This is a genomic window from Rouxiella silvae, assembly GCF_002093625.1.
Taxonomy (GTDB): Bacteria; Pseudomonadota; Gammaproteobacteria; order Enterobacterales; family Enterobacteriaceae; genus Rouxiella; species Rouxiella silvae.
This window is the reverse complement of sequence record NZ_MRWD01000067.1, coordinates 1-19353: the sequence shown is the minus strand read 5'-3', so window position 1 is coordinate 19353 and position 19353 is coordinate 1. Positions and strand designations below refer to the sequence as shown.

The 19353-nt window shown below is 41.6% G+C and carries 20 protein-coding genes; 1 reads left to right on the top strand and 19 read right to left on the bottom strand.

Annotation, left to right across the window (positions count from 1 at the left end):
- Positions 1 to 36: 36 nt before the first annotated feature.
- Genes BS639_RS24805 through BS639_RS21120 form a run of 18 tightly spaced genes read right to left on the bottom strand, consistent with a single transcriptional unit; the run spans position 37 to position 17690 of the window.
- The gene (locus BS639_RS24805; RefSeq protein ID WP_139804167.1) at positions 37 to 567 is read right to left on the bottom strand and encodes a hypothetical protein; all 531 of its coding nucleotides are present in this window, start codon (positions 565 to 567) and stop codon (positions 37 to 39) included.
- Positions 564 to 3380 (bottom strand): conjugal transfer mating-pair stabilization protein TraG, encoded by a 2817-nt coding sequence (traG, locus tag BS639_RS21200; protein WP_084984269.1) that lies wholly within the window; start codon positions 3378 to 3380, stop codon positions 564 to 566. Before traG ends, BS639_RS24805 begins: the two co-directional genes overlap by 4 nt.
- Before the next feature lies 1 nt (position 3381).
- Complete coding sequence (gene traH / locus BS639_RS21195; protein ID WP_084984268.1) at positions 3382 to 4740, bottom strand: conjugal transfer pilus assembly protein TraH; 1359 nt, start codon at positions 4738 to 4740, stop codon at positions 3382 to 3384.
- Positions 4741 to 4750: 10 nt separating this feature from the next.
- The gene (gene trbB / locus BS639_RS21190) at positions 4751 to 5395 is read right to left on the bottom strand and encodes an F-type conjugal transfer protein TrbB (RefSeq protein ID WP_084984267.1); all 645 of its coding nucleotides are present in this window, start codon (positions 5393 to 5395) and stop codon (positions 4751 to 4753) included.
- An 11-nt stretch (positions 5396 to 5406) separates the two neighbouring features.
- Positions 5407 to 6177, bottom strand: coding sequence for a type-F conjugative transfer system pilin assembly protein TraF (gene traF / locus BS639_RS21185; protein WP_084984266.1), 771 nt, complete (start codon positions 6175 to 6177; stop codon positions 5407 to 5409).
- 1 nt (position 6178) lies between these two features.
- Positions 6179 to 8011 carry a type-F conjugative transfer system mating-pair stabilization protein TraN gene (gene traN, locus BS639_RS21180; protein ID WP_084984265.1) on the bottom strand — a complete coding sequence of 611 codons (1833 nt, stop codon included), beginning with the start codon at positions 8009 to 8011 and terminating at the stop codon, positions 6179 to 6181.
- A complete protein-coding gene (gene trbC / locus BS639_RS21175; protein ID WP_084984264.1) occupies positions 8008 to 8613 on the bottom strand; it encodes a type-F conjugative transfer system pilin assembly protein TrbC in 606 nt (201 codons plus the stop codon). Before trbC ends, traN begins: the two co-directional genes overlap by 4 nt.
- Before the next feature lie 9 nt (positions 8614 to 8622).
- Positions 8623 to 9618 carry a conjugal transfer pilus assembly protein TraU gene (gene traU, locus BS639_RS21170; protein WP_084984263.1) on the bottom strand — a complete coding sequence of 332 codons (996 nt, stop codon included), beginning with the start codon at positions 9616 to 9618 and terminating at the stop codon, positions 8623 to 8625.
- Positions 9619 to 9635: 17 nt separating this feature from the next.
- The gene (gene traW, locus BS639_RS21165) at positions 9636 to 10250 is read right to left on the bottom strand and encodes a type-F conjugative transfer system protein TraW (RefSeq protein ID WP_084984262.1); all 615 of its coding nucleotides are present in this window, start codon (positions 10248 to 10250) and stop codon (positions 9636 to 9638) included.
- Positions 10247 to 10645 carry a type-F conjugative transfer system protein TrbI gene (gene trbI / locus BS639_RS21160; protein WP_084984261.1) on the bottom strand — a complete coding sequence of 133 codons (399 nt, stop codon included), beginning with the start codon at positions 10643 to 10645 and terminating at the stop codon, positions 10247 to 10249. The genes traW and trbI overlap by 4 nt, the downstream gene beginning before the upstream one ends.
- The gene (gene traC / locus BS639_RS21155; protein ID WP_084984260.1) at positions 10627 to 13254 is read right to left on the bottom strand and encodes a type IV secretion system protein TraC; all 2628 of its coding nucleotides are present in this window, start codon (positions 13252 to 13254) and stop codon (positions 10627 to 10629) included. The genes trbI and traC overlap by 19 nt, the downstream gene beginning before the upstream one ends.
- Before the next feature lies 1 nt (position 13255).
- Positions 13256 to 13789: a type IV conjugative transfer system lipoprotein TraV gene (gene traV / locus BS639_RS21150; protein ID WP_084984259.1), complete on the bottom strand. Its 534-nt coding sequence runs from the start codon at positions 13787 to 13789 to the stop codon at positions 13256 to 13258.
- A 20-nt stretch (positions 13790 to 13809) separates the two neighbouring features.
- Positions 13810 to 14298, bottom strand: coding sequence for a transcription termination/antitermination NusG family protein (locus BS639_RS21145; RefSeq protein WP_084984258.1), 489 nt, complete (start codon positions 14296 to 14298; stop codon positions 13810 to 13812).
- A gap of 2 nt (positions 14299 to 14300) precedes the next feature.
- Positions 14301 to 15701: an F-type conjugal transfer pilus assembly protein TraB gene (traB, locus tag BS639_RS21140; RefSeq protein ID WP_084984257.1), complete on the bottom strand. Its 1401-nt coding sequence runs from the start codon at positions 15699 to 15701 to the stop codon at positions 14301 to 14303.
- Positions 15691 to 16437 carry a type-F conjugative transfer system secretin TraK gene (gene traK / locus BS639_RS21135; RefSeq protein WP_233427739.1) on the bottom strand — a complete coding sequence of 249 codons (747 nt, stop codon included), beginning with the start codon at positions 16435 to 16437 and terminating at the stop codon, positions 15691 to 15693. The genes traB and traK overlap by 11 nt, the downstream gene beginning before the upstream one ends.
- A 9-nt stretch (positions 16438 to 16446) precedes the next feature.
- Positions 16447 to 17025 carry a TraE/TraK family type IV conjugative transfer system protein gene (locus BS639_RS21130; RefSeq protein WP_084984255.1) on the bottom strand — a complete coding sequence of 193 codons (579 nt, stop codon included), beginning with the start codon at positions 17023 to 17025 and terminating at the stop codon, positions 16447 to 16449.
- A complete protein-coding gene (gene traL / locus BS639_RS21125; protein WP_084984254.1) occupies positions 17025 to 17327 on the bottom strand; it encodes a type IV conjugative transfer system protein TraL in 303 nt (100 codons plus the stop codon). Before traL ends, BS639_RS21130 begins: the two co-directional genes overlap by 1 nt.
- A 3-nt stretch (positions 17328 to 17330) precedes the next feature.
- Positions 17331 to 17690, bottom strand: a complete 360-nt coding sequence (locus tag BS639_RS21120; protein WP_084984253.1) for a type IV conjugative transfer system pilin TraA — start codon at positions 17688 to 17690, stop codon at positions 17331 to 17333.
- Positions 17691 to 17982: 292 nt separating this feature from the next.
- Here BS639_RS21120 and BS639_RS21115 point away from each other — a divergent pair, with 292 nt between their 5' ends.
- Positions 17983 to 18609, top strand: a complete 627-nt coding sequence (locus BS639_RS21115; protein ID WP_084984252.1) for a hypothetical protein — start codon at positions 17983 to 17985, stop codon at positions 18607 to 18609.
- Between the two features lie 197 nt (positions 18610 to 18806).
- On the opposite strand, the gene BS639_RS21110 is transcribed toward BS639_RS21115, so the two are convergent.
- Entirely contained in the window at positions 18807 to 19208 is a 402-nt protein-coding gene (locus BS639_RS21110; RefSeq protein WP_084984251.1) for a relaxosome protein TraM, read from the bottom strand.
- Between the last annotated feature and the right edge of the window lie 145 nt (positions 19209 to 19353).

Below are 19353 nucleotides of genomic sequence, written 5' to 3'. Positions count from 1 at the left end.
TGTAAAAAGAAGAAAGGGATATTATTGAAGAGATTTTTAAATCTTATGATTATTTATTCCGAAAGGGCTCCCAGACACATCAATAGATGAATTAACCATTGGTAAACCTGTAGCGGGGTTATGTGAAGGCGACTGTTTGAACTCTCTTCCTGAACTCTCCAGATAATTAATCTTATTAAAAGAAGGTTTCACACCTCCGCTGTCCTTACCAATAAGTATTTTTATCAAAACAATTGAAATTGCGGGTAATAATATACACAGCAAAGAAGGTATGACAATACTACCAGTATCAACATCACCATTAAGCATCAATACATATACGCCTATGAAGAAACTGACCATAAGAGAAAAGGTTGAGAATAGTAAAGAACCCTTCTTAGATGACGAACCTGATATTGTCAGAAAAGCCCCGAGGGAGATGGAAATAAATAAACAGAGCAAACTAAATAAATACAGCACAGCGGATACACTATAAGACATAAGCTGATTTGAATTTAGAAAATCAAATGTTCTATAGACAAGAAATATAGTTGGAACAAAACCGACCAATCCGAATAATTTTCTCATTTTATCTTCTCCCTTAACTTATGAAGGCTGTCCTGAATTTTGGGGTCAATTGGATTCTTATCATTTTTTTTATGATTGATATCGTAATTTACCTTAGCCTGGGTAGTATCATAGTTATCTACAACCTTATCATTTCCTGAAGATATATTATTCTTTTGTTCATTAATCGAACCAGAACCTGAGCTGATATTTCCTGCGGTAGTAGAGTTTTGTGCTGAAACCTTGCTTGAGATATCGTTTTCGATTTTCATCCCAGGCATTGCTTGCTCCATTTTTTTTACGCCTGCGTTGAAGCTTCCCTCAACAGAAGACCCGAGACCTCCGACAGAAGCTTTTCCTGCACCGCCTAATGCTCGACTCTCATTTGATCTGAAGTTGTTCTGAATTTCAGGAGCCAATCTCTCATTGGCGAACTGAACGGCTGCCTTTTGGGCTTCTGGGGCATTGGTTAAAATACGCGATGCATTTGCTCCATATTTCTCTTGCGCCCAGTCGGCAAACTCTTGGTTGTAATTTGCATCAATGCTTGAGCTTTGTGTTTCTGCGTAGTTAGCCATTTTACTGTATTCCTGGCTTGCTGTTTGGCTTTGGGTGTATTGGTTGTATTCGCTTTGTGCTTTACCAAGGGTAGCTGCAAATTGGCTCATTTGGCTATTTGAGGCATTATCTGAATGGTTAGCGCCTGAGTTCTCACGCTGCTGCTGAACCAAATCCATACCTTTTTTGAAGTCCTGCGCATATCTTGCATTTTGCGAATGAGAGGAATCGCTGTTTTCCGAATTTTGAGCAGTCGTGCTGCCCGTCGTATTATGGCTACCGGCCACCTCACCCCGAATATGTGCTTCACCACTGATCCCAGTTGCCAGACTTGCAATGCCCCCAAGGACTTCTCTCTTAGAGTCTATACCGACAGAACCTCCAATTGAACCCGTTTCCGTCAAGCTGTTGCTGCTTAGGCTTTGATAAGCGTCTTGAACCGATACATGATTTGCTTTTGCATAATCTTCTGCTGCGGACATCATCATACTAACGCCAGTTGTTTGACTTGTTGATGTACTGCTATCCGTTCCGTGGGAAAGTGTATCGCTATTGCCTGACTGATGACTCAATTGTGCGAGCTGGTTGAAGCTAGAATTAATCGCGTCATTAAAGCCATGTAGATGAGACTGTGCATTTGCTTCTGCGCTTCTCGCTTGATTGGTGAAACCTGAAGACATCATCTGGCTAAACTTCATACTTACTGGCAAATTGGATATTGCCCCACTCGTATCGAACACGGTGTGGCCATCGGCAGTATGTGTCAAGCTGGCTCCGTTATCTGCCTGATACGTTGCCATTCCACTACGATGGGATAAATTATCGTCATATTTATTGGAGTTAACATTATTCATCGACATGTTATTGAATGACCAATTCCCATCGGCTGCACTTGATGCCGCACCGCCTGCGGTCATTGCAACACCACCCATTGCGCTGCCCACGGCTTGAGACGCAGCATGTGCTGCTCCCTTAGTGATATAAAAACTTAGCACGGGTATCGACATGCAGAGGTAGCCTGCAATATTAGAAACATCAGCATACTGTAATCTAACTTGGTCAGCATTTGATAAAACCAAGGGAACATCGCCTAACTTAGACTTCAAATAATAATTTGAAGCGAAATTCAATATCGTAAACATGGGAGGCCATATCTGAAAATATAGAAATCCGGATGCATACGTCGCAATTGTATTCATACCAAATGCAGAGTGGTTAATAAGGGCTAAGGCAATAATGAGAGGAAAAACACAGATAAGCATCAACACCATTATAGACTGAAAAAAAGGCAACATTCTTGTCGCCAGGCCATGCTCCGCTGCCCATCCGATTCGTTGTTTCATCATGGCATTTTCTGACGTCATATTAAGTATATTTGCAGTATCACCAGAACTAGCTGAATATTTCTGTATGCCAGACCTCAATGCAGATGCGGTAATATTACCTTTTAAAAACTGTGTGGCATTTAAGCCTTCGGAATAGAAAAATTGATTACTACTATCGACTGCATCTGACATCAGGGAAGATGCATCGATTCGATTTCCATAAAACTTGTGCGCAAATGACGAGAAATCAACACCTCCGACCGAAAGGCCGGTATTCATTGCACTATTAATTTTTGCCACAGCCTCGGCGCAGGTCATAAATGTTTGACTTGAATCATCGACATAATAAAAACCACGGACCGGACTCGGATTAGACGATACTATGGACCAAGGGTCAGAACTATTCATAACAGCGTTCATAGTATATTTATGATTAATCATAATGTCGCCGCTGACGCAGTTCTCTGAATAAGACTGAAGATTCTCGGAAAGGTGGGGTACGCTTGATGTCAGGTCGGAACCCGATGCGATAATATTAGCACCAAACAGCATACCAGTTTTTGAATAGCTCAAAGCATCCGCTGACTGAAAGGCCATATCGAATAACTGTGCGACACCATAACCACTACCGGTCGACACCCCTGCTATGAATGCCAATCCAGAAGGGAAGTTATCAACCTCGTAAATACCTGCGGGATTAGATATATCTACAATCTGTACGTTTGTTTTTGGTGCCAAAATAAGAAACATCACAATGACATAAATTGCCAGCCACTTTATGTAAACCAAGGGATGTCTTTCTTTAAAGTACCCAAGTACCGCAGAGAGGACGGAAAACACACCACACATCCTAATCAGAGTATGGAACCCGCTATCTCCAACGATAGTAACAACTGCATTAAATGCAGATTGATACATATCTCCACCAAAGGTGGTATAAACTGTTTGCATATCAATTACCCCAGTTATAATTAGATTGATATGAAGAAGTAAGCTGCGTCGAGACCTGCTGCTGTAGATATTGCATGTTACGATTAATACTGTCTAAAGCTGTTTGGCTTGCTGACGACTGCAATTTCATATCAACTAATAACGTCTGCGCCGAACTTATATTAGCTTTCAATTCTTTGGCCGCTTGTTCAGGGAAGTTCTTAGCGCTCAGCGATGCGTTAGCCTGGGTCACAAGCTCCTGCAAATATTGAATCATTAAATCCTGCGCAATATAGTCAGACACCATGCTCAGATAGGTTGCATCAATACCGAGCGAGCTTGAATTGATTATGTATTTAAGGACAGGTACAGAGGTTGAGTTAATAAAACCTTTTTGGGTATCGGTTAATGGTGTATCTGTCATCACACTATTTTGAAGACTTGTAATATAATTTCTTACCATCGTAACTAAGGAGTTACTCTCACTAATCGTAATGGTGCCTACTGAAGGCTTTAGGCAAACATCCGTTGTATCACATAAATAAACTTTGGCATCTCCCCCTTCCATCAGCGTGTTAACCACTCCACGATCAGCTACTAGGGGTTGTAATATCGTCACCTGCCCACTGTTGTTGAAAATGATAGAGCCAACGATACTCATGACAAATTGCTTAAGTTGCTGATTATCGTCAAAGACATGGTTTACACCGAGTGCATCCCAAATCAGGTTTTTATTCTTCAACACGAGGTCTTTTTGGGTCGCATCAGCGCGGCCATTAACACTATCCTGGTCTCCTCCGACCGTACAACCTTGCCTCGAAGAAGCCCAGTCCGAGAAAATATTATCCTGTCCGCTAATGTCCTGGCATATTTTGGTTTGTGAAACCTGCGATACTGGCCAAAGCCCGCCAATTATTCCCTGTGCCGCCTGACACGAACTCATATTCATGGAGTTGACGTCGCTGGCCATCTTTTCAAGGTAATCTTTTGCCTGCTTGAGCTCCGGCACCATCGTTTGCAAAGCGAGGTCAAAAGCATAACCTCCCGCGTTCGACATGATCTGCTTTGCAAACGCTTGTATCTGGGCACCGCTGATGAAGGAGAATGCACCGAGATACGCATCAATGCCTCCACATCCAGAGTTCACGGAAGGAACCTGCATAGAGATCAGCTGTATATTTTTGACAGGATTTCTGAGATAAACAGACCCACCTGTCATGTAATTTGCAGACTGCCCTTTCCAAGACTGCGCTTTCGACACGTTGCCCGAATACCCGAGCCCATTGAAGTATCCGTTCAGGTCTCCGCTGACATCCGCAAGTGCAGGCGCACTGATGCAGCATGCTGTAATAATGCAAAGGGTAAGTTGCTTCATTTTCATAATGCTTGCCTTATTGAGCCGATGTGGATGAGCCGGTTGGTACTGGGCCTAATTGGGCAGCGTCAATGTGCCCTTCATCGGCGAGGATGATTTCGTTCATTCGCGACATAATTTCGGTATCGTCTGTATCCCCCTGATAAAGCGGATAGGCTTTGTTCGTATTCACATTCACAACAAAGCTGGTTGGTGTAGCGATTGGCATACCCGTACCAAAGAACGTCAGAATCTCGTCGGCCAGTGGTTCCTTATCGTTAATGCGTCGTGGAACCATCGGATATGGAAATGATTTGTCTCCCCCACCATCAAGCGTGTAAGCAAACACGCTAAATCCCATCTGCTGGGATAGAGATTTTATCTTTGGGTCAAATTTGGCACTATATGGACAATGAGCCTGCATAAAGACGACGACTGCATAATTACTAAGATCGGCCTCACTACCATCAGATAATCTAACGTACGAATGGGGCTTCTCCATTGGGACGTTTTCTTTTCCCATTGAGTCTAATAATGAATCACCATTGTCTATTTTATTTTTCTTCATTTCTTCGATATTGGTAATTTGCTGAACAACCGAGTTAGCTTGAGCCAAAGGAGTTTGTAATAGAAATAACGAAGTTAACAGTAATGTTGTTAATTTTTTATATTGGACTTTCATGTTATCACCAATTAGAAATTAGGTTTAAAACCAGTAGCTACATACATAAATCGTGTCGCCAGATCGTCTTGTGTCATAAACCCATACGCTAATGGGCGATAAGTTTTGGCTTTAGGGTCAACTAACATTAACGCAGGGAAATATTTAATATTCATTGCTTCACTCTGCCCGTCATCTGGTCGCGTTTCAGGTACTGCTGGAACAACCTGACCGTCAACACTAACCGGTATAAGCGGGATATTCTTGGACCTCGCAAAGGCCGCAACTACACCTGCCATTTGTGCATCTATAGGGTTGCTGCCTCGATAGAAGAGGAACAGACCGTATTGAGAAGCAAGTTTTTGTATGGCTTTATCTTCCTCTGTTTTTTGTTGCGCTTGCTGTATTGGTGATGTGCCGTTGTAATGCGACCGAACAAGGTTGTAATCAAGCTCAGGGTGGTCAAGTTCCGCAACAGCGAATGATTGGCTAAAATAAGAAGCATGGTCAGTCCAGAATTTCTGCCATTTTAAGAATACAGTCGTATTTTCGCTACTTGGATATAAGATAGCTTTAGCCAAAGCCTCTTTAGTGTATTGCTGCAATACTTTACTCTGTTCAACGGGTGTCATTTTACTCAAATCAGGAATTGTATTTTTCTTTTGCTTGGGTTCAATATCCTTCCTTGGTATCGGCTCGTTATACCAATGCCAACCGGTGAAAGGTGAGGTGTTATCTACACCGTCGTCGGCTAATACACAATTTGAGTAAATCACCATAAATATAATTAGAATCAACCTCATATTACTTACCTTCCATTTGATTGACCTGAGACGCTATTTTGCTTTTTACCGAATTGACCATAGAACTATCATCGGGAAGATTTTCATTACTTTCCAAATCACTATAAAAGTCTGAGAAGTCAATTTTGTCGAAATTAATACTTTGCAGCTCCTCGACGGTAATGCCGCGACAATTTGGAGAATCAGCACTACCAAAGCTAATACCTAACTGCCCCTGACGCCCCTGCTGCTGCACGATGCGCGCCAACTTCCCCTCAAACTGGCAGTAAACTTCTTTTTTCTGGAGGCAAACTCCCAACACCTTTTTGGAACAGGTTTCACCAACGTCTATTACGAGTTTTTTACTCTTCGCCGTCCCCAGCGCTTTTTCTTCATCATTGCAATGGGAGAGTCCTATGCTGTTACCCCACCCTTTATCGAGACAGCAGTTTGAAAAACCAGCCATTGCTTTTCGACATGAAACTGCACTCCCCGTGAATGCTTTAACGTCGACTGAATCCGATGCGATATCACTACCGGCTGATGAAACTGCGGCGAGTTTTGACACAGCGGCACTAAAACCATTGTCGCCTGATGTCTGTGTTTCACCACAATCGCCAGACTGGCAATAAAACGTCCCGCCACATAGAACACCTGACGATTGATAATCAGTCTCGCACTGGTAAACATCTTGCTCGTGAAGGCAGGTGCCGTTTTCTGAAGAAGTACAGCTCCTAGTTGCTACCGTGCAGTTTTTATTCGCGATAAGGGAGTCACAGTTGCCTGTTGAGTTCGCAGGCACTACATATTCATCTTGATATTGCCAACAGTCACTGTATTGCGTGTAGGTTTGCCCATCTACCACTACCGTTCTATCACCGCCAGGAGAAACGCAGGTCGAGGAAACTTCGGCGGTTGCGGTAGACTTGTCGAAATCACAAGATTCACTCCAACTCGTGTCAGTCACATACTGTTGTTGTCCTTTTTTTACTACTAAGGCAAGAGTAAAGTGATACATGTTATTTCGCTTGCCAGCTTGCCAAATTGAACCTGCAATAGAGGAGCCTTGCTTATTCCCCAATGTGAAGGTAATTGGCTGCCCTGCTGTCATATTCCAGTTGGGTATATATGTATAAGTACCGTAGTCTTCATACATATTCATTTTTTGTCCGAGCACATCAACATTTAAATACCATCCTGACGAACCAAACGCTAAATGACTATCAAATTGATATGTAAGTGTTGCGGAGATTATTGTTCCTTCAGGGATTGCTGTATAAGTTGCAACACCTGTTTTTTGATCAAAGCTAAGGCTATTAGAATCGATATTTACATAACTCGTCACTGAGTTATCTACATAATGCCCCGTAACAGTTGCTGTTCTGGAGCAGACTTTTACATCATTTAAATCCCGATCGCAGCTGTAATTTTGAAAGGTACTTTTAGTCACACTAGTCGATGAGCACATTGTATTAGTACCATCGGTTATCGTACTTGCATTAGTTTCAAAACCTTTTCCTGCTGTGATAAACGTTGATGATGGGTCAATGGCTGTGGCTGGATTAGAAGCTTGAGCTGAGTTAATAGTTTGCACAGTGCTGTTTTTTGTACTCTCAGCGCTCCCAGCTGATGATAAATTTCCGTCCGAACCAGTAACGCCTCCGTAATAGCTTTCTTGACTAGGACTAGAGGAATATCCGTTAATCATTGTTGATGGGTCTTTATCTGAAAGTGAGGACGACCCTTGAGTCGCGACACCTAAAGCATAATTAGAACCCGCGCTATATGAACTATTGAGATCATCTGCATGAGAGAAAAAAGGAAGCAAAGCTAATAACACCAGCCTTTTATTCATTGCCCATCGCCCCTTAGTAACTTACTGGCTTCATCCTTACAATCACCATCTTTAGCGATACGCGTAAGAGCATCTTTAATTGGAAGGCTTCCGTATATTTTGTCGTAATGAGAACCGCAACTAATGACTAATACAGGTACAGCTTTAATATCATATTTCAGAAAAAGGGTTGGGTCTATTTGGACACCAATTGTCTTATCTTCCTTGGATAGGTCAAACATCTTAACAGCCGTTTTTCTAAAGTCGTTATCAATAAGCCCTCGGATAGTTGGAGCTAAATGATAGTGATTTGCGTCTTTTAGCATTATTAATATCCCATCATCCGGGATTGAAAAGCTAACAAAGTACAAATTTGTTGGTTTTTTTTCTTCTGTATTAGCTTGTGATTTATTTTGCCGCTCCTGAATCTGATTAATTAGTCCGTTTACTTGTTCTCGCTGACTAGTAGGTAGCGAGAATGTTTTGTCTGACAATGAGGATTTAAATTCATTCAGATCGTCCTGTTCTTTTTTCATAAAGTTATAATCACTTTTTGAAATATCAGCAAAGGATACAGTGCTAAATGAAAGCAGAAGAATAGAAGTAATAATTTTTAATTTCATATTTAATTCCTACAGGAAGACACAGTTTCTTTTACGCCAGATAAGATATCCAAAATTTTTCTTTGATGTCGGGCTTGTATGGACAGTTCCCCACACCTGCGTTGTCTCGCCAAACGGATGGCATTGCGCGATATCTGGGATCATATTCACCATTTGGTAGCGATACCTGTCTTTGGGGATTATCGGTGACGGATATTCAAAACAAACAGCCACATCGGCACCTACAGAGTCCCAAACTAATCCCTCCCTGTGCAGTTTGAATGCCATCCTTTCACTGAGCAGTACCGAGACTTCTAAGGGCGAGAACTCATTACTTACGTAACCCGTGAACGGGTACATCGAACCTTGCGCTCCGGCGCACCAGAATAATGGAGCAAGTGGGTAATGCGCTATTGAACTTGAAATGGCATCAGCGGCACAAGCTGACTGTGCGACGAGGTTTGAAAAGAGTGATACTTCTGGATTGATAATCATCGACAATGAACTGTCATTCCACAAAGGGTCGATTTCGGACATGTATCCTATATCCATATCGCCAGTCTGTTCACAAGCAACGCTAGTAATAATATTCAGCCAGGCTATAAGCGGGTATTTATACCAATGAACATGATAGAACGCCCCAGGCTCTGGTGAATCGCTTTGTCCTCCAGTCCCTGAACCGACGCGTCCTAAATTGATTTTAAGGCCACCCATATTAACCATGTTGCCTGGCTCACGAGTAACGTCTGTCATCGCAAAGGGTTCCCAAAAACCAATCGCCAAGCCCAACCTATAAAATATTCCTTCAGGACATATTTGTATTGGGCTCGCAGGATTTGTCGTATCGGGAAGAGTACCGGCAGATACTGGGATACTGCCAATTGTCATCGGGAACATGCATTGCCAACATACATCGGTAATAGGATTTACCCATCTCCCTTCACCGGTTCCGGTATCAGCTTTTGAATTAAGCGATAAAAACATCAATGCTGAAACAAGGAGTATTAATAGAGGAGTTTTTTTCATATTTTACTCTTAAGAAATTAAATGTGTTTTTCCGTCACTCTCAATTTATCGCCTTCCTTGGAAACCATTACAGGGGTATGCTGAAATCCAAATTTTGTTGTCAACACCCCTGCTTGGTCGAAATAAACCCTCTCATTTATTTGGTCGCTTACAGTTCTAACATTCCCATTAACTAAAATAACCTTGAAGTTAACAATATTTTTCAACTGCGCCTCAAGCCATTTAACTTGAGATATATTATCCCCATCAATAAAGAATAAAGTTTCGTTAAATGGTATTTTATCTAGAGGATTTACTTTATCTCCTTTTCTCGCGATATAATTACCGCTCATATCTTGTATGTCTTGATTGACGATAAAAGTCGGGTCATAAAGCCAAGATTTATCAGCAGTCGCGGGTGATAATCCAGGTACTGCCTCTGGCCTAACTGCATGTTTCTCGACATTCTCGATTGCTTTTTTTCTTATCCCATTTAACTCCCCGTCTTTCTGCATTTGATTTAGCCGTGACTTAATAAATGTAAGAAGGTCAGGTTCTTGAATGGGAAAAAGCTGTCCTATAGTCCCATAGTCTTTAGAAAACACACTTGCGCTAACACACAGTAAGAGGAATGCAATAATAATCTTTCTCACTCATCCACCTTTTTCATTTTCGTAGCAATGCTATTTCGTATCTCATCTGTGATGTCTCGTGCGCCACCAACGATCGCTGGACTAACAACTACAATGACGTTATTAGCATTTGCGTAATCATCAATGCTTCCTTGCATTGCCTGATTAAATCTACTAACCATCTGGTCCATTTGCTCTTTACTGAGCGTTGTTTTAATCCCTGCTGTTTGGGACATAAAAGAGTTAACAGTCCCTTTCATATCAAACTTTACTATTTCAGGGGTCATTGATTTAACGACTGCAATAGACACGAACATTGTAATTAATGAAAAAATAATTAACGTCGATATTATTAGAGGCCAGTTAGGTAAGACAAATTGACGCCACAAATTGTTCTTTAATTTAGTTTCGCCCATTCTTCCAGCTCCTTAAGCTCATCAGTATAAATTCTCTCGGCTAATAACATTGCTGCTTCTTCAGAAGTTGCACCTGCTACTTGAGCCTGGCTCATAAATTCAAAATGCTCGCCCTTTGAACTGAACATTGCGCGGGTAATTGGGTCAACAAACAATCGATGGAAGCTACTACGTTCTCCGGCAGAAATGAGTAAGGAGCTGAAGCCTGTCTCAAGTGAAGGTTGAAAGCCTTTTATTACAGTTTTTTCCACTTCGTTATAAAAATCAGGTTTTTCTTTTAAGAAGTCATTAAATGCCTTTGCTTCCTGCATCAGGGTCACTTTAGTACCGCTATTGTTCCAGGCAGCTGCTGCTTCAGCAGGCGGCGGAGCCCCATCGACGCCGGTAAAATCCCTGATTCCCTGTGTGATCGTGATAAACGACCCTCTATGGCGGCGAACAGTCCTATAACCCTTTTCGATAAATTTTGCTGCGTGTACGTTCGAGCCATTCAGTAATCGCCATGCTTCATCAATGACGCATAGTTTTTTAAGATTCCTCGGTGATTTATACATTTTTTCCTGCACTGCCAGAATGATGGAAAAAAGGATCGCACTAAGAAGCTTAGGTTTAGACTCGAGATTAAGGAGTTCCAGAACTGCAAATCTGGTGTCGGCATTCAAGGTAGGATGTTCCGCGTTAAAATACTCTCCATCTGGACCATGTGTGCAATATCTGTCGAGTCGCACAATCAGCTCATCTAGGCGGTTACGAATAGTATCTTTGTCTTTGTTGTGAGCTTTCCCAGACTCATCCTTCATATAATCGACGATATAATCAATCTTGGCTTTATTTTTGCCTTTATCCCAGGCTGCAATAACACCTTTCATCAGAATGGCTTCACTTACCTCATCCATTTCATCATCTGGGCTAGCCAAGACGGTCATTAACATCGTGATCCCCTCGGCAGATTCATTGATATCTGTTACATCTCCAAAGGGGTTAAATCTCAGCGTTGCTCCATCTAGGTAAACACCGCCTGCCTGTTTACAGAAGTTCTCATAGCTTCGCCCCATGTCGATAACAGTGGCAAACCCACCCGAGTTGAGTACCTGTCGCAGTATTTCTTGAATTAAAAATGACTTACCCGCTCCAGATGTACCGGTGACAGCCATGTTGAAATTCGTACTACCGTTATTTTCTGAAAACAGGTCGAAGAAGTTTATTTGATTACGATAAGAAGGAAGTGGGCTACCCTGGCCGGACAGTCCGCTTTCCGCTACAACGGGCATGAGATTAATTGCATTGTAAACAGTGGCACGTTTGGTCACACCACTCATTTTCAAGTCTTCCCACAATCCTTCCTGTAACACAAATGGGAAAGTGGCCATAAAGTTTCGCATTTGCTGAAAACGTGGAGAGTCGACTGGCAAGTCGTTCTTCCTGAGAACATTTTGTGCTTCTAATGTACACTTCAACTGGTCCAAATCGTTGTCTGGCGTAAACAGTGTCATGTTCCAAAAATACCGGCACATCGAAGTTGAGTTAGACCCGAGTTCTTGCCTCAGACTCTTCCATTCCTCATAAGCTTTTCCCGTGGAAGGAATGAATTTGGCATAGGCAGAATTGGCTTTCTTGGCCAAGTCCTGCTCCTTTCGGAAAGATTCGCTTTGTGAAGACATTTGGTCATCAACTTCTATCCCCCATGTGATCATGAAAGGACACGGAATTCCCATGGACGTAAAACGGATATTGTGCAAATTATCCGGGGTTTGCCAAAGAGCAAATTGGCGTGGATTTTTCGAAATTTGTAGATTAACAATTCGAGTGGAAACTACTCCGCTGTTATCAGCATTTATATCCTTATCGTCATGATGTCGACGGGTTGTAAGACGAAGATAATCAGGGAACACCTCAAGCTCATTTGAGGCATCGATAATTTGACGATGGAGTTCTTCATGGTCATCATAATCGTTGGAACTTTTTGCTGTTTGTCCAGGTCGATAATTGTGTAACTCTCTCATCACTGAAAGAAACTCACCTACAGGTAGATTGTGTGTGTGAAGCTTTGAGGCTTGGAAGGAAACTCTCAACGTTTCTCGTAGCATAGACAGTTCTGACATTGTTTTAGCATTAATTTTTGTCTTTTTACCAACAACTGCAAATACACGATAGTTTCTCAAATAGAGGGGCATTTCTTTTTTATTATGAAAGCCCTTTAATGCAGCCCTTTCGAAAAATGCCTTGGTAATCGCGTTCAAGCGGTCTTTGTGGATTCCCTGCCACATATCCTCACTGACACCGGCGCTCACAACTTCTGATACACACTTACTTGCGATCAGATATATTGCTACTGGCGTTTTCCGAGGCAGTCTTCTTCTAAAAACATCATCTATTGCCGCAATAATATCTTCATTAGCCCCAGAAAGCGGCGCAATTTCAAAGATAAACCCTGCCGTATCTTTGTTGATATATAAGTCGGTTACATCATCATAAACACGGTAAGGGAGTAATGCGGTTAAGGACGGGTAGTCAAATTGTTGCAGAGATTTTCTTGCAGCATCCGCATCCTCTTTATATTTAGACCCGCTTATCATTCTCGTAATAGTATCAAGTAAGGATTTAGGCATATTAGTTCTCACTAGTTATTGAATTGTAGCTCTGGTCCCAGTGCGATTTATTTTTGACGAATTCGACAACACTTGGTTGATGAAAATTATCATCTTTATCAACCCACGGACTAACCCATAAACGCTGAACAATGTCTCCAGTTCTATTCGCCGATACACTTCCTGGTGAATTAGGATTACTGACTTTAATGTACTGTGAAACTGGAGATGTGCTGACTCCAGTGGTTGATGTGCTAGCCAAGAATCCTTTAGAAATTACCGGTGAGGACCCTACAGGCACATATGGCTTCACCGGTACGGGCGTGTTATGCAGAAACGGCGGAGGGCTCGTTACTGTACTAGTTACAGGCTTTTTTGCAGTGTCCGCCGCTGTGTCGACATCATCGATTGATTTGCCTGTTGCCGCTAGTCCTTGTGCTTGCCCCATCGTAAGGCATTTATCGATTGCTGTTTTATTACAATCAAAATCTGAATTCATTCCTGCACAACCGGTTAATAGAGAACAGAGAACGAGAGTGAATGAAGTTTTTTTCATAGTAACACCTTGGATAAAGTTTATTTTTTAACAGGAATTTTCACAATTTCCTTTGCTATATCTCTTACGATCAAACTGTAGAGGGAAAAGAACAATAAAACTCTTTTATCAGATTCACATTCTGATAGAATCCCTTTAATAATTGCAGATAAATCCTCTGATAATTTTTTTAGATTTGGCGACTCCCCCCCCTTAAATTCTGCTTCAGGACTCCTCTCGATATAAAACATCAGACTCTCAATCACTATATTGGGGATTATCTCCTGTCTGCCACCGAACTTAATTAGTTGACTAACTCCTCTCGTCGAGTTAATTGTGGTTTTAGAGGTCACTTCAGGATTAAATAGGCAAAATAAATATCGGGGAAACATATAGCCCCCTTTTTTATGAGGCGAATGGTTATCTTGCGAAAGCATCGGACAAAATACTTGAACCCCTTGCCTCTCTAAATTAATTATCGCTCTATCTTCCTGATTATAATTACAGTAAACCAGATACCAATTTTTCATAATTATTGCGGTATTGTATCCCCGAGTCGAAGCGACTTGGCTTGCTTCAATATTTCATCAGGGTCTATATTGGAACCTACATGATTTGAAGCAGATTGATTGTTGCTGGAAGAGTCATCGTCAATACTATCTGATGCTTTTTGTACCTGATTCTGAACTTTGTGAGCTGCGCTGTCTTCGATGGTAGAAAGCTGAAAACCTTGCTGGAAAACAACAGTCACAGCATTACCAGCCCCGATATCGATAACGGGGTGATACTGCTCGGCACGTTTAATCCAATATTGGGACATCGTGTCGGCAGCCTTTGAAGCTCCGCCCCCAAAACCTTGCTTAAGAATGTCACCTGGGCTTGCTTGTGCGGAAGCACCTAGTCCAACAGTTGTTGTTCCTGCACTCTGTATTCCTGAACCTATTCCAGATAAGAAACCAGCTGCGCCTGCGTAGCCAATGATTTTTCCGTTTCGCATAACCGGCTTTCCTCTTACGCCTTCTTTACCTTCGTAAGAGACATGGCCTTCAAACGGCATATCAACAATTTTCTTGTCTTTTAGAATACAGGAAAGATTTTTGGTTCTTACTTCCCCTCTCTCGCTAGAAATATCACCCCAAATTTCCCCAGTAACTCGACATTGATCTAGGTTGTAAATCTGGCCATTTGGCATAGAGACATTACCCTGAAGAGTAAAGACAACAGGTGTTGTTGATTGTTGGCCGGTAACACTCGCGTTAGCGTCGGCGCCCTCTATCATGATTGCTTGGATGAATGACCCAGAAGGTATCCAGGGAAGATTATCTTTCTTCATGTTCCCCCAGGTGAAACTGCTCTTTTTTATTCCACCAATCAATGGCACAGTTTGCCGTTGTGTTGCCGGTCCAGCCCCAGGATAAAAACCTGCACCTTGATTTGGGTTGTATCCTTGGTTCGCGGGCAATGGGATATTTCCAGTTCCTTGAGATAAGGTAGGAGACCCAACATTGACTTTCCATTGCTCTTGCTTACCCTGCCCAAGGTTCATAGGCTGTGAACCAACTTGGGGATCAGTTTGGGGGCCACCCGACTTTTTCAAGTCTTGGATTTGCTGAGTAAGTAAAGCAATTGTTTTGTCTTTACTCTCTTGGTCTTTACTCATTGCCACTGTAAGTTTATCGAGTTGGGACTGTATAGCAGCTGTAACTTGCTGCTGCTGCGTAAGTGCAGAACTTTCCATCTGCTGATTAAAAGTGTTTGTAACAACACCCGTCATATCTTGCGAACTATCATGCTTCGGTGGAGAAGCTACTTTATGACCTTTATCATGGTTGTAGTAGCCAAACCCAGCCACTGCCAATCCACTTACGATGATGACGCCAATAAGCACTGACAGTTGCTTTCTTTTGGTCGAGACATTTAGGTTAGTTGCCATCAGTTACCCCACTTTCATAACTGAAGATCACGTAAAGATAACCTTCACCACCAGAGTAAAGGGTATTTGTTGAAAGCATAATTGCGCGTACCCCTTGTTGCCAAAACATCTTTTCGGAAAGGTTCGCGGTAAGGTACGAGTCATTTTTAATCAAATAGCGAACTACCCTAAGATGAGGTCCAACAAATTGCTTTTGTGGGGTCAGGGTGACAGACACCCTTGGCATATATGGAAGAGCTCGACTTACAGGATACTCAGTGTAATCCTGCGGTAAAATACCGTTCAATACTGATCGAGATACATCAATGAGTGTCTTCTCGTAAGACTGTCCTTCTTCCCAGTGATTGCCTGTCTCTTTTTGAGTTACAGGCGGGTCACTCGGAATAAACCTCAGTGTTTTACCTGACATATTGCGCGGATGAACATCAATTGACAGTGCTGAGCCCTTGTCAGTTTGGATATAAATCGTAAAAGTTTGGTCGACAGTAGGTGAAATCATCACACCACCGTCAGCAGATTTAGAATCGTCAAATGCCCCGTTCGGCCCATCCACTTCAGTGATGTTTTCACCAGGGATGATAATTTTGTTCGGACTGACGTTACTCAAAGATGCCGTTACTTTTGCATCATTACCGAACACAATATCTTCTGGCCCTGGCACATAAGCGCCATATGCCAAAGTGGACGAACTGATCATGATACCTAGCAAGGCTAATTTACTTATTTGCTTCATCATGAGCTCCTACTAGCCGTTATTCTTTTCATTATTCACCTCGCTAAACTCAAGCAATTTAACAAGGCCATTTTCATATTGAATTTTCAAAATGTAAGTCTTCGGTGTATCTTTAAGAACTAATTTACCATTCGATGTGGAAGCACGTTGGACGCCATGAACAATGGACTCTCCTGTTTGTGGATTCACAGAAATGTCGTTAATAATAAATACGCTGGAAACACCATTATCCTTTATATAACGGGCCTCAACATCTAGAGCCTTCTTTAGTGAAGACCTAAAGTCCGGCAACGTATACAACAAAATAAGACGTTGTTGTTGGTCTATAGTTTCAGGAGTTACATTAAGACGAAGGTTTACAAAAGACCTTACGAACATAGCGTTAGCATTCTGATCAGTTGAGACGCTATTTGACACGAATGGTTGATCAAACATCATAGGCGTTGTAATTGTTTTTTGGGTACTGGACACCCGCCAAACGAAGCCGCCTAGAATGCAATTAGTTAGAACACTGAGACAAAGAAGAACTAATAAAGACAGAAATGCGATTGAAATCATTCTGTCCTGTGAATTTTTGACAGTAAATTTCATTATCGAATCCAGTGGCGATTGCCAGAGTCGGGAATGACCCTATAGAAGATGCGGAAAATAAAGGAAGGCAAATACCAGTACAACATATCAACCATATAGTAAGTGCCTTTCCCCCTTTTAAGATATCTCACCAGTAACCAAAGCAGACACGCCACAATACACATTTGACCGCCCATGTTCATTCCAATCCCTGCAAGAATAGGGGTTGTTATGAGGAACATTTCATCGACGGGTAATCCGATTATGCGTGTCTGCTCATTTATGGTTTCTGGGAATTTGAATTTATCCAATTCCCCAGACATTTTTTATGACCCGATGATGCTGAAACCGATACGCGTAAAGACAATAACAAGTAACAGACCCATAAATACAACTGGTGAACGTGCTTTAAAGTAAGCAATCAATGACATGATTACTTCCGCAACATAGAAGTATTTCTCTATGCTTGAGCCTTCACCAAAGGTGCCGTTTACAGTATCAGACTGGCCAGTCAATAAGTCAGTCCCAGCAGCAGCTGCAATCTGAGGAGCAATTACTACACCCGCAGCTAAACCAACAGTCATAATAGATTGGCGATTTTTCACGAAAAAGTTTTTAACGTTTAGAACCTTTTTTTGCGCCCACGCTACCGCCACTTCTTTACGCGAAGAGATTTTAGAAACCATGTTGTAATCCTTAAATGTTATTCAATTGTCAGTCTAAGTATGTTTTCGGTAAGGACAGGTAAAGAAACCCTTACGCGGATTAAATAGTACCGTGGTCCCATTAATAAAAATGTGATACAGATCACACTTTTTCTTTCAAAACAGAAAATTCCTACTACCAGCGGGGCTAGAATTGTTTAGTGAAAACGTTAGCTATATAATTACCTTTTAAAATCAGTAGGATATTTGCCATATCACGCTGCATATAATAAGAATTTAGGCCTCTGACAACAGACAAAAAGCTAGGTAAATCATGACAATCCAAAAGCCGAAGAGGAACAAAGGAAGACCTAGGATCTACAACGAAGGAGAGCTGCATCCACTGAGATATCGAGTTCCTGAAATAATTTCAGGAAAAATAGCTTCTTCAATAAGCAAATCGGGCTTAAGCATTAACGAAGAAATAATGACAAGACTCGAAACTTATTACAGCCTGGGTTTTGGAAGGGAATTTTCAAAAGAGGAATTGTTAACTGTAGAAGATACTTTAGAGAAATTTAATGAATATTCCAAAGGGAGGGTTAAAACGTATGTTGGTGAAACGCCTGCTAACCTGGAAGCTAGATTCCAGACTGATAATTTAGATATTTCTCAGGAACAACAAGCCGGACCAACAACGTCTACGTTACTGCGATTAAAAAAGGGGTTGATTGCAGACATTAAATCTAGTGCCAAGTTTTTTGATAGAAGTATCAATGCTGAAATTAACGATAGATTAATGAAGTCATTTGAAGGTTTTCAGTACAATCATGAAATAGAAGAGAAGATCCGGATACTCAGGTTCTTCACAATTCTTTCTGAACGATACGTCAGAATGTCTAAAGAAAGCATGGTTGAATACATTGATTCTATTACCAGTAGTTACCAGGAAAAAGAATAAGATTGAGGGCGGGTAAAACCGCCCCTCACTGAAAAAGACAGAACCTCAAGATCGAAAGAGCACAATTAGCTGTTATTTCACCTTTTCCCCAAAATCCTTCATAGAAGTCGTTACCATATTCTTAAATCTCATTAGTTAGGAATACAGCCACTCTTTAATATATGAAAAAGTAATATCTAACCTCTGAATACAACTCTTTAATCTGCCACAGTATCCTTTACATCAAAGAACGCAGCCACAACTTTATCTGCCTCGGCATTAGTCGAACTTAGGAAGTCAGATAGCGTAGCCTCAATAGCCGCCTCGCTATCTCCTGGATTAGTTAATTTGAAATACATTGCAGTCAACATATTGAAAATCATTACTTGCGCCTCGCTAGCCATTACAGAACGACGCAATACTTCACGTCGAAAAGCCTCTAGACTGAAGGTTTCATCTTTACCTTGAGCTTCGTATAAAAAAATCCCAAGGCGCAACAGCTCATTCACTAACCGAGAAAAATTCTTTTCTCCTTCACTGCCCTCATTACTATTTGCATTTAATATTGTTTGGATTTTGTCCCAATTTTCTTCATTGAAGTAAGTTGTTCTCGATGGCATATTTCAAATCCCTTCTGTATGTATAAAACCTACATATTGTATAAAAACTACACTACATCTTAGCTTGGCTAAACCGAGTTTATCATAGCTCACTTCAAGATTAACCCTACTTACTGACGCTAAAATAGGTATCTATGTATTGTAG

Bases quoted from the DNA above. Each gene is read 5' to 3' on its own strand.
- BS639_RS24805 (WP_139804167.1), bottom strand. From the start codon at position 567: ATGAGAAAATTATTCGGATTGGTCGGTTTTGTTCCAACTATATTTCTT.
- traG (WP_084984269.1), bottom strand. From the start codon at position 3,380: ATGCAAACAGTTTATACCACCTTTGGTGGAGATATGTATCAATCTGCA.
- traH (WP_084984268.1), bottom strand. From the start codon at position 4,740: ATGAAAATGAAGCAACTTACCCTTTGCATTATTACAGCATGCTGCATC.
- trbB (WP_084984267.1), bottom strand. From the start codon at position 5,395: ATGAAAGTCCAATATAAAAAATTAACAACATTACTGTTAACTTCGTTA.
- traF (WP_084984266.1), bottom strand. From the start codon at position 6,177: ATGAGGTTGATTCTAATTATATTTATGGTGATTTACTCAAATTGTGTA.
- traN (WP_084984265.1), bottom strand. From the start codon at position 8,011: ATGAATAAAAGGCTGGTGTTATTAGCTTTGCTTCCTTTTTTCTCTCAT.
- trbC (WP_084984264.1), bottom strand. From the start codon at position 8,613: ATGAAATTAAAAATTATTACTTCTATTCTTCTGCTTTCATTTAGCACT.
- traU (WP_084984263.1), bottom strand. From the start codon at position 9,618: ATGAAAAAAACTCCTCTATTAATACTCCTTGTTTCAGCATTGATGTTT.
- trbI (WP_084984261.1), bottom strand. From the start codon at position 10,645: ATGGGCGAAACTAAATTAAAGAACAATTTGTGGCGTCAATTTGTCTTA.
- traC (WP_084984260.1), bottom strand. From the start codon at position 13,254: ATGCCTAAATCCTTACTTGATACTATTACGAGAATGATAAGCGGGTCT.
- traV (WP_084984259.1), bottom strand. From the start codon at position 13,789: ATGAAAAAAACTTCATTCACTCTCGTTCTCTGTTCTCTATTAACCGGT.
- BS639_RS21145 (WP_084984258.1), bottom strand. From the start codon at position 14,298: ATGAAAAATTGGTATCTGGTTTACTGTAATTATAATCAGGAAGATAGA.
- traB (WP_084984257.1), bottom strand. From the start codon at position 15,701: ATGGCAACTAACCTAAATGTCTCGACCAAAAGAAAGCAACTGTCAGTG.
- traK (WP_233427739.1), bottom strand. From the start codon at position 16,437: ATGATGAAGCAAATAAGTAAATTAGCCTTGCTAGGTATCATGATCAGT.
- BS639_RS21130 (WP_084984255.1), bottom strand. From the start codon at position 17,025: ATGAAATTTACTGTCAAAAATTCACAGGACAGAATGATTTCAATCGCA.
- traL (WP_084984254.1), bottom strand. From the start codon at position 17,327: ATGTCTGGGGAATTGGATAAATTCAAATTCCCAGAAACCATAAATGAG.
- BS639_RS21120 (WP_084984253.1), bottom strand. From the start codon at position 17,690: ATGGTTTCTAAAATCTCTTCGCGTAAAGAAGTGGCGGTAGCGTGGGCG.
- BS639_RS21115 (WP_084984252.1), top strand. From the start codon at position 17,983: ATGACAATCCAAAAGCCGAAGAGGAACAAAGGAAGACCTAGGATCTAC.
- BS639_RS21110 (WP_084984251.1), bottom strand. From the start codon at position 19,208: ATGCCATCGAGAACAACTTACTTCAATGAAGAAAATTGGGACAAAATC.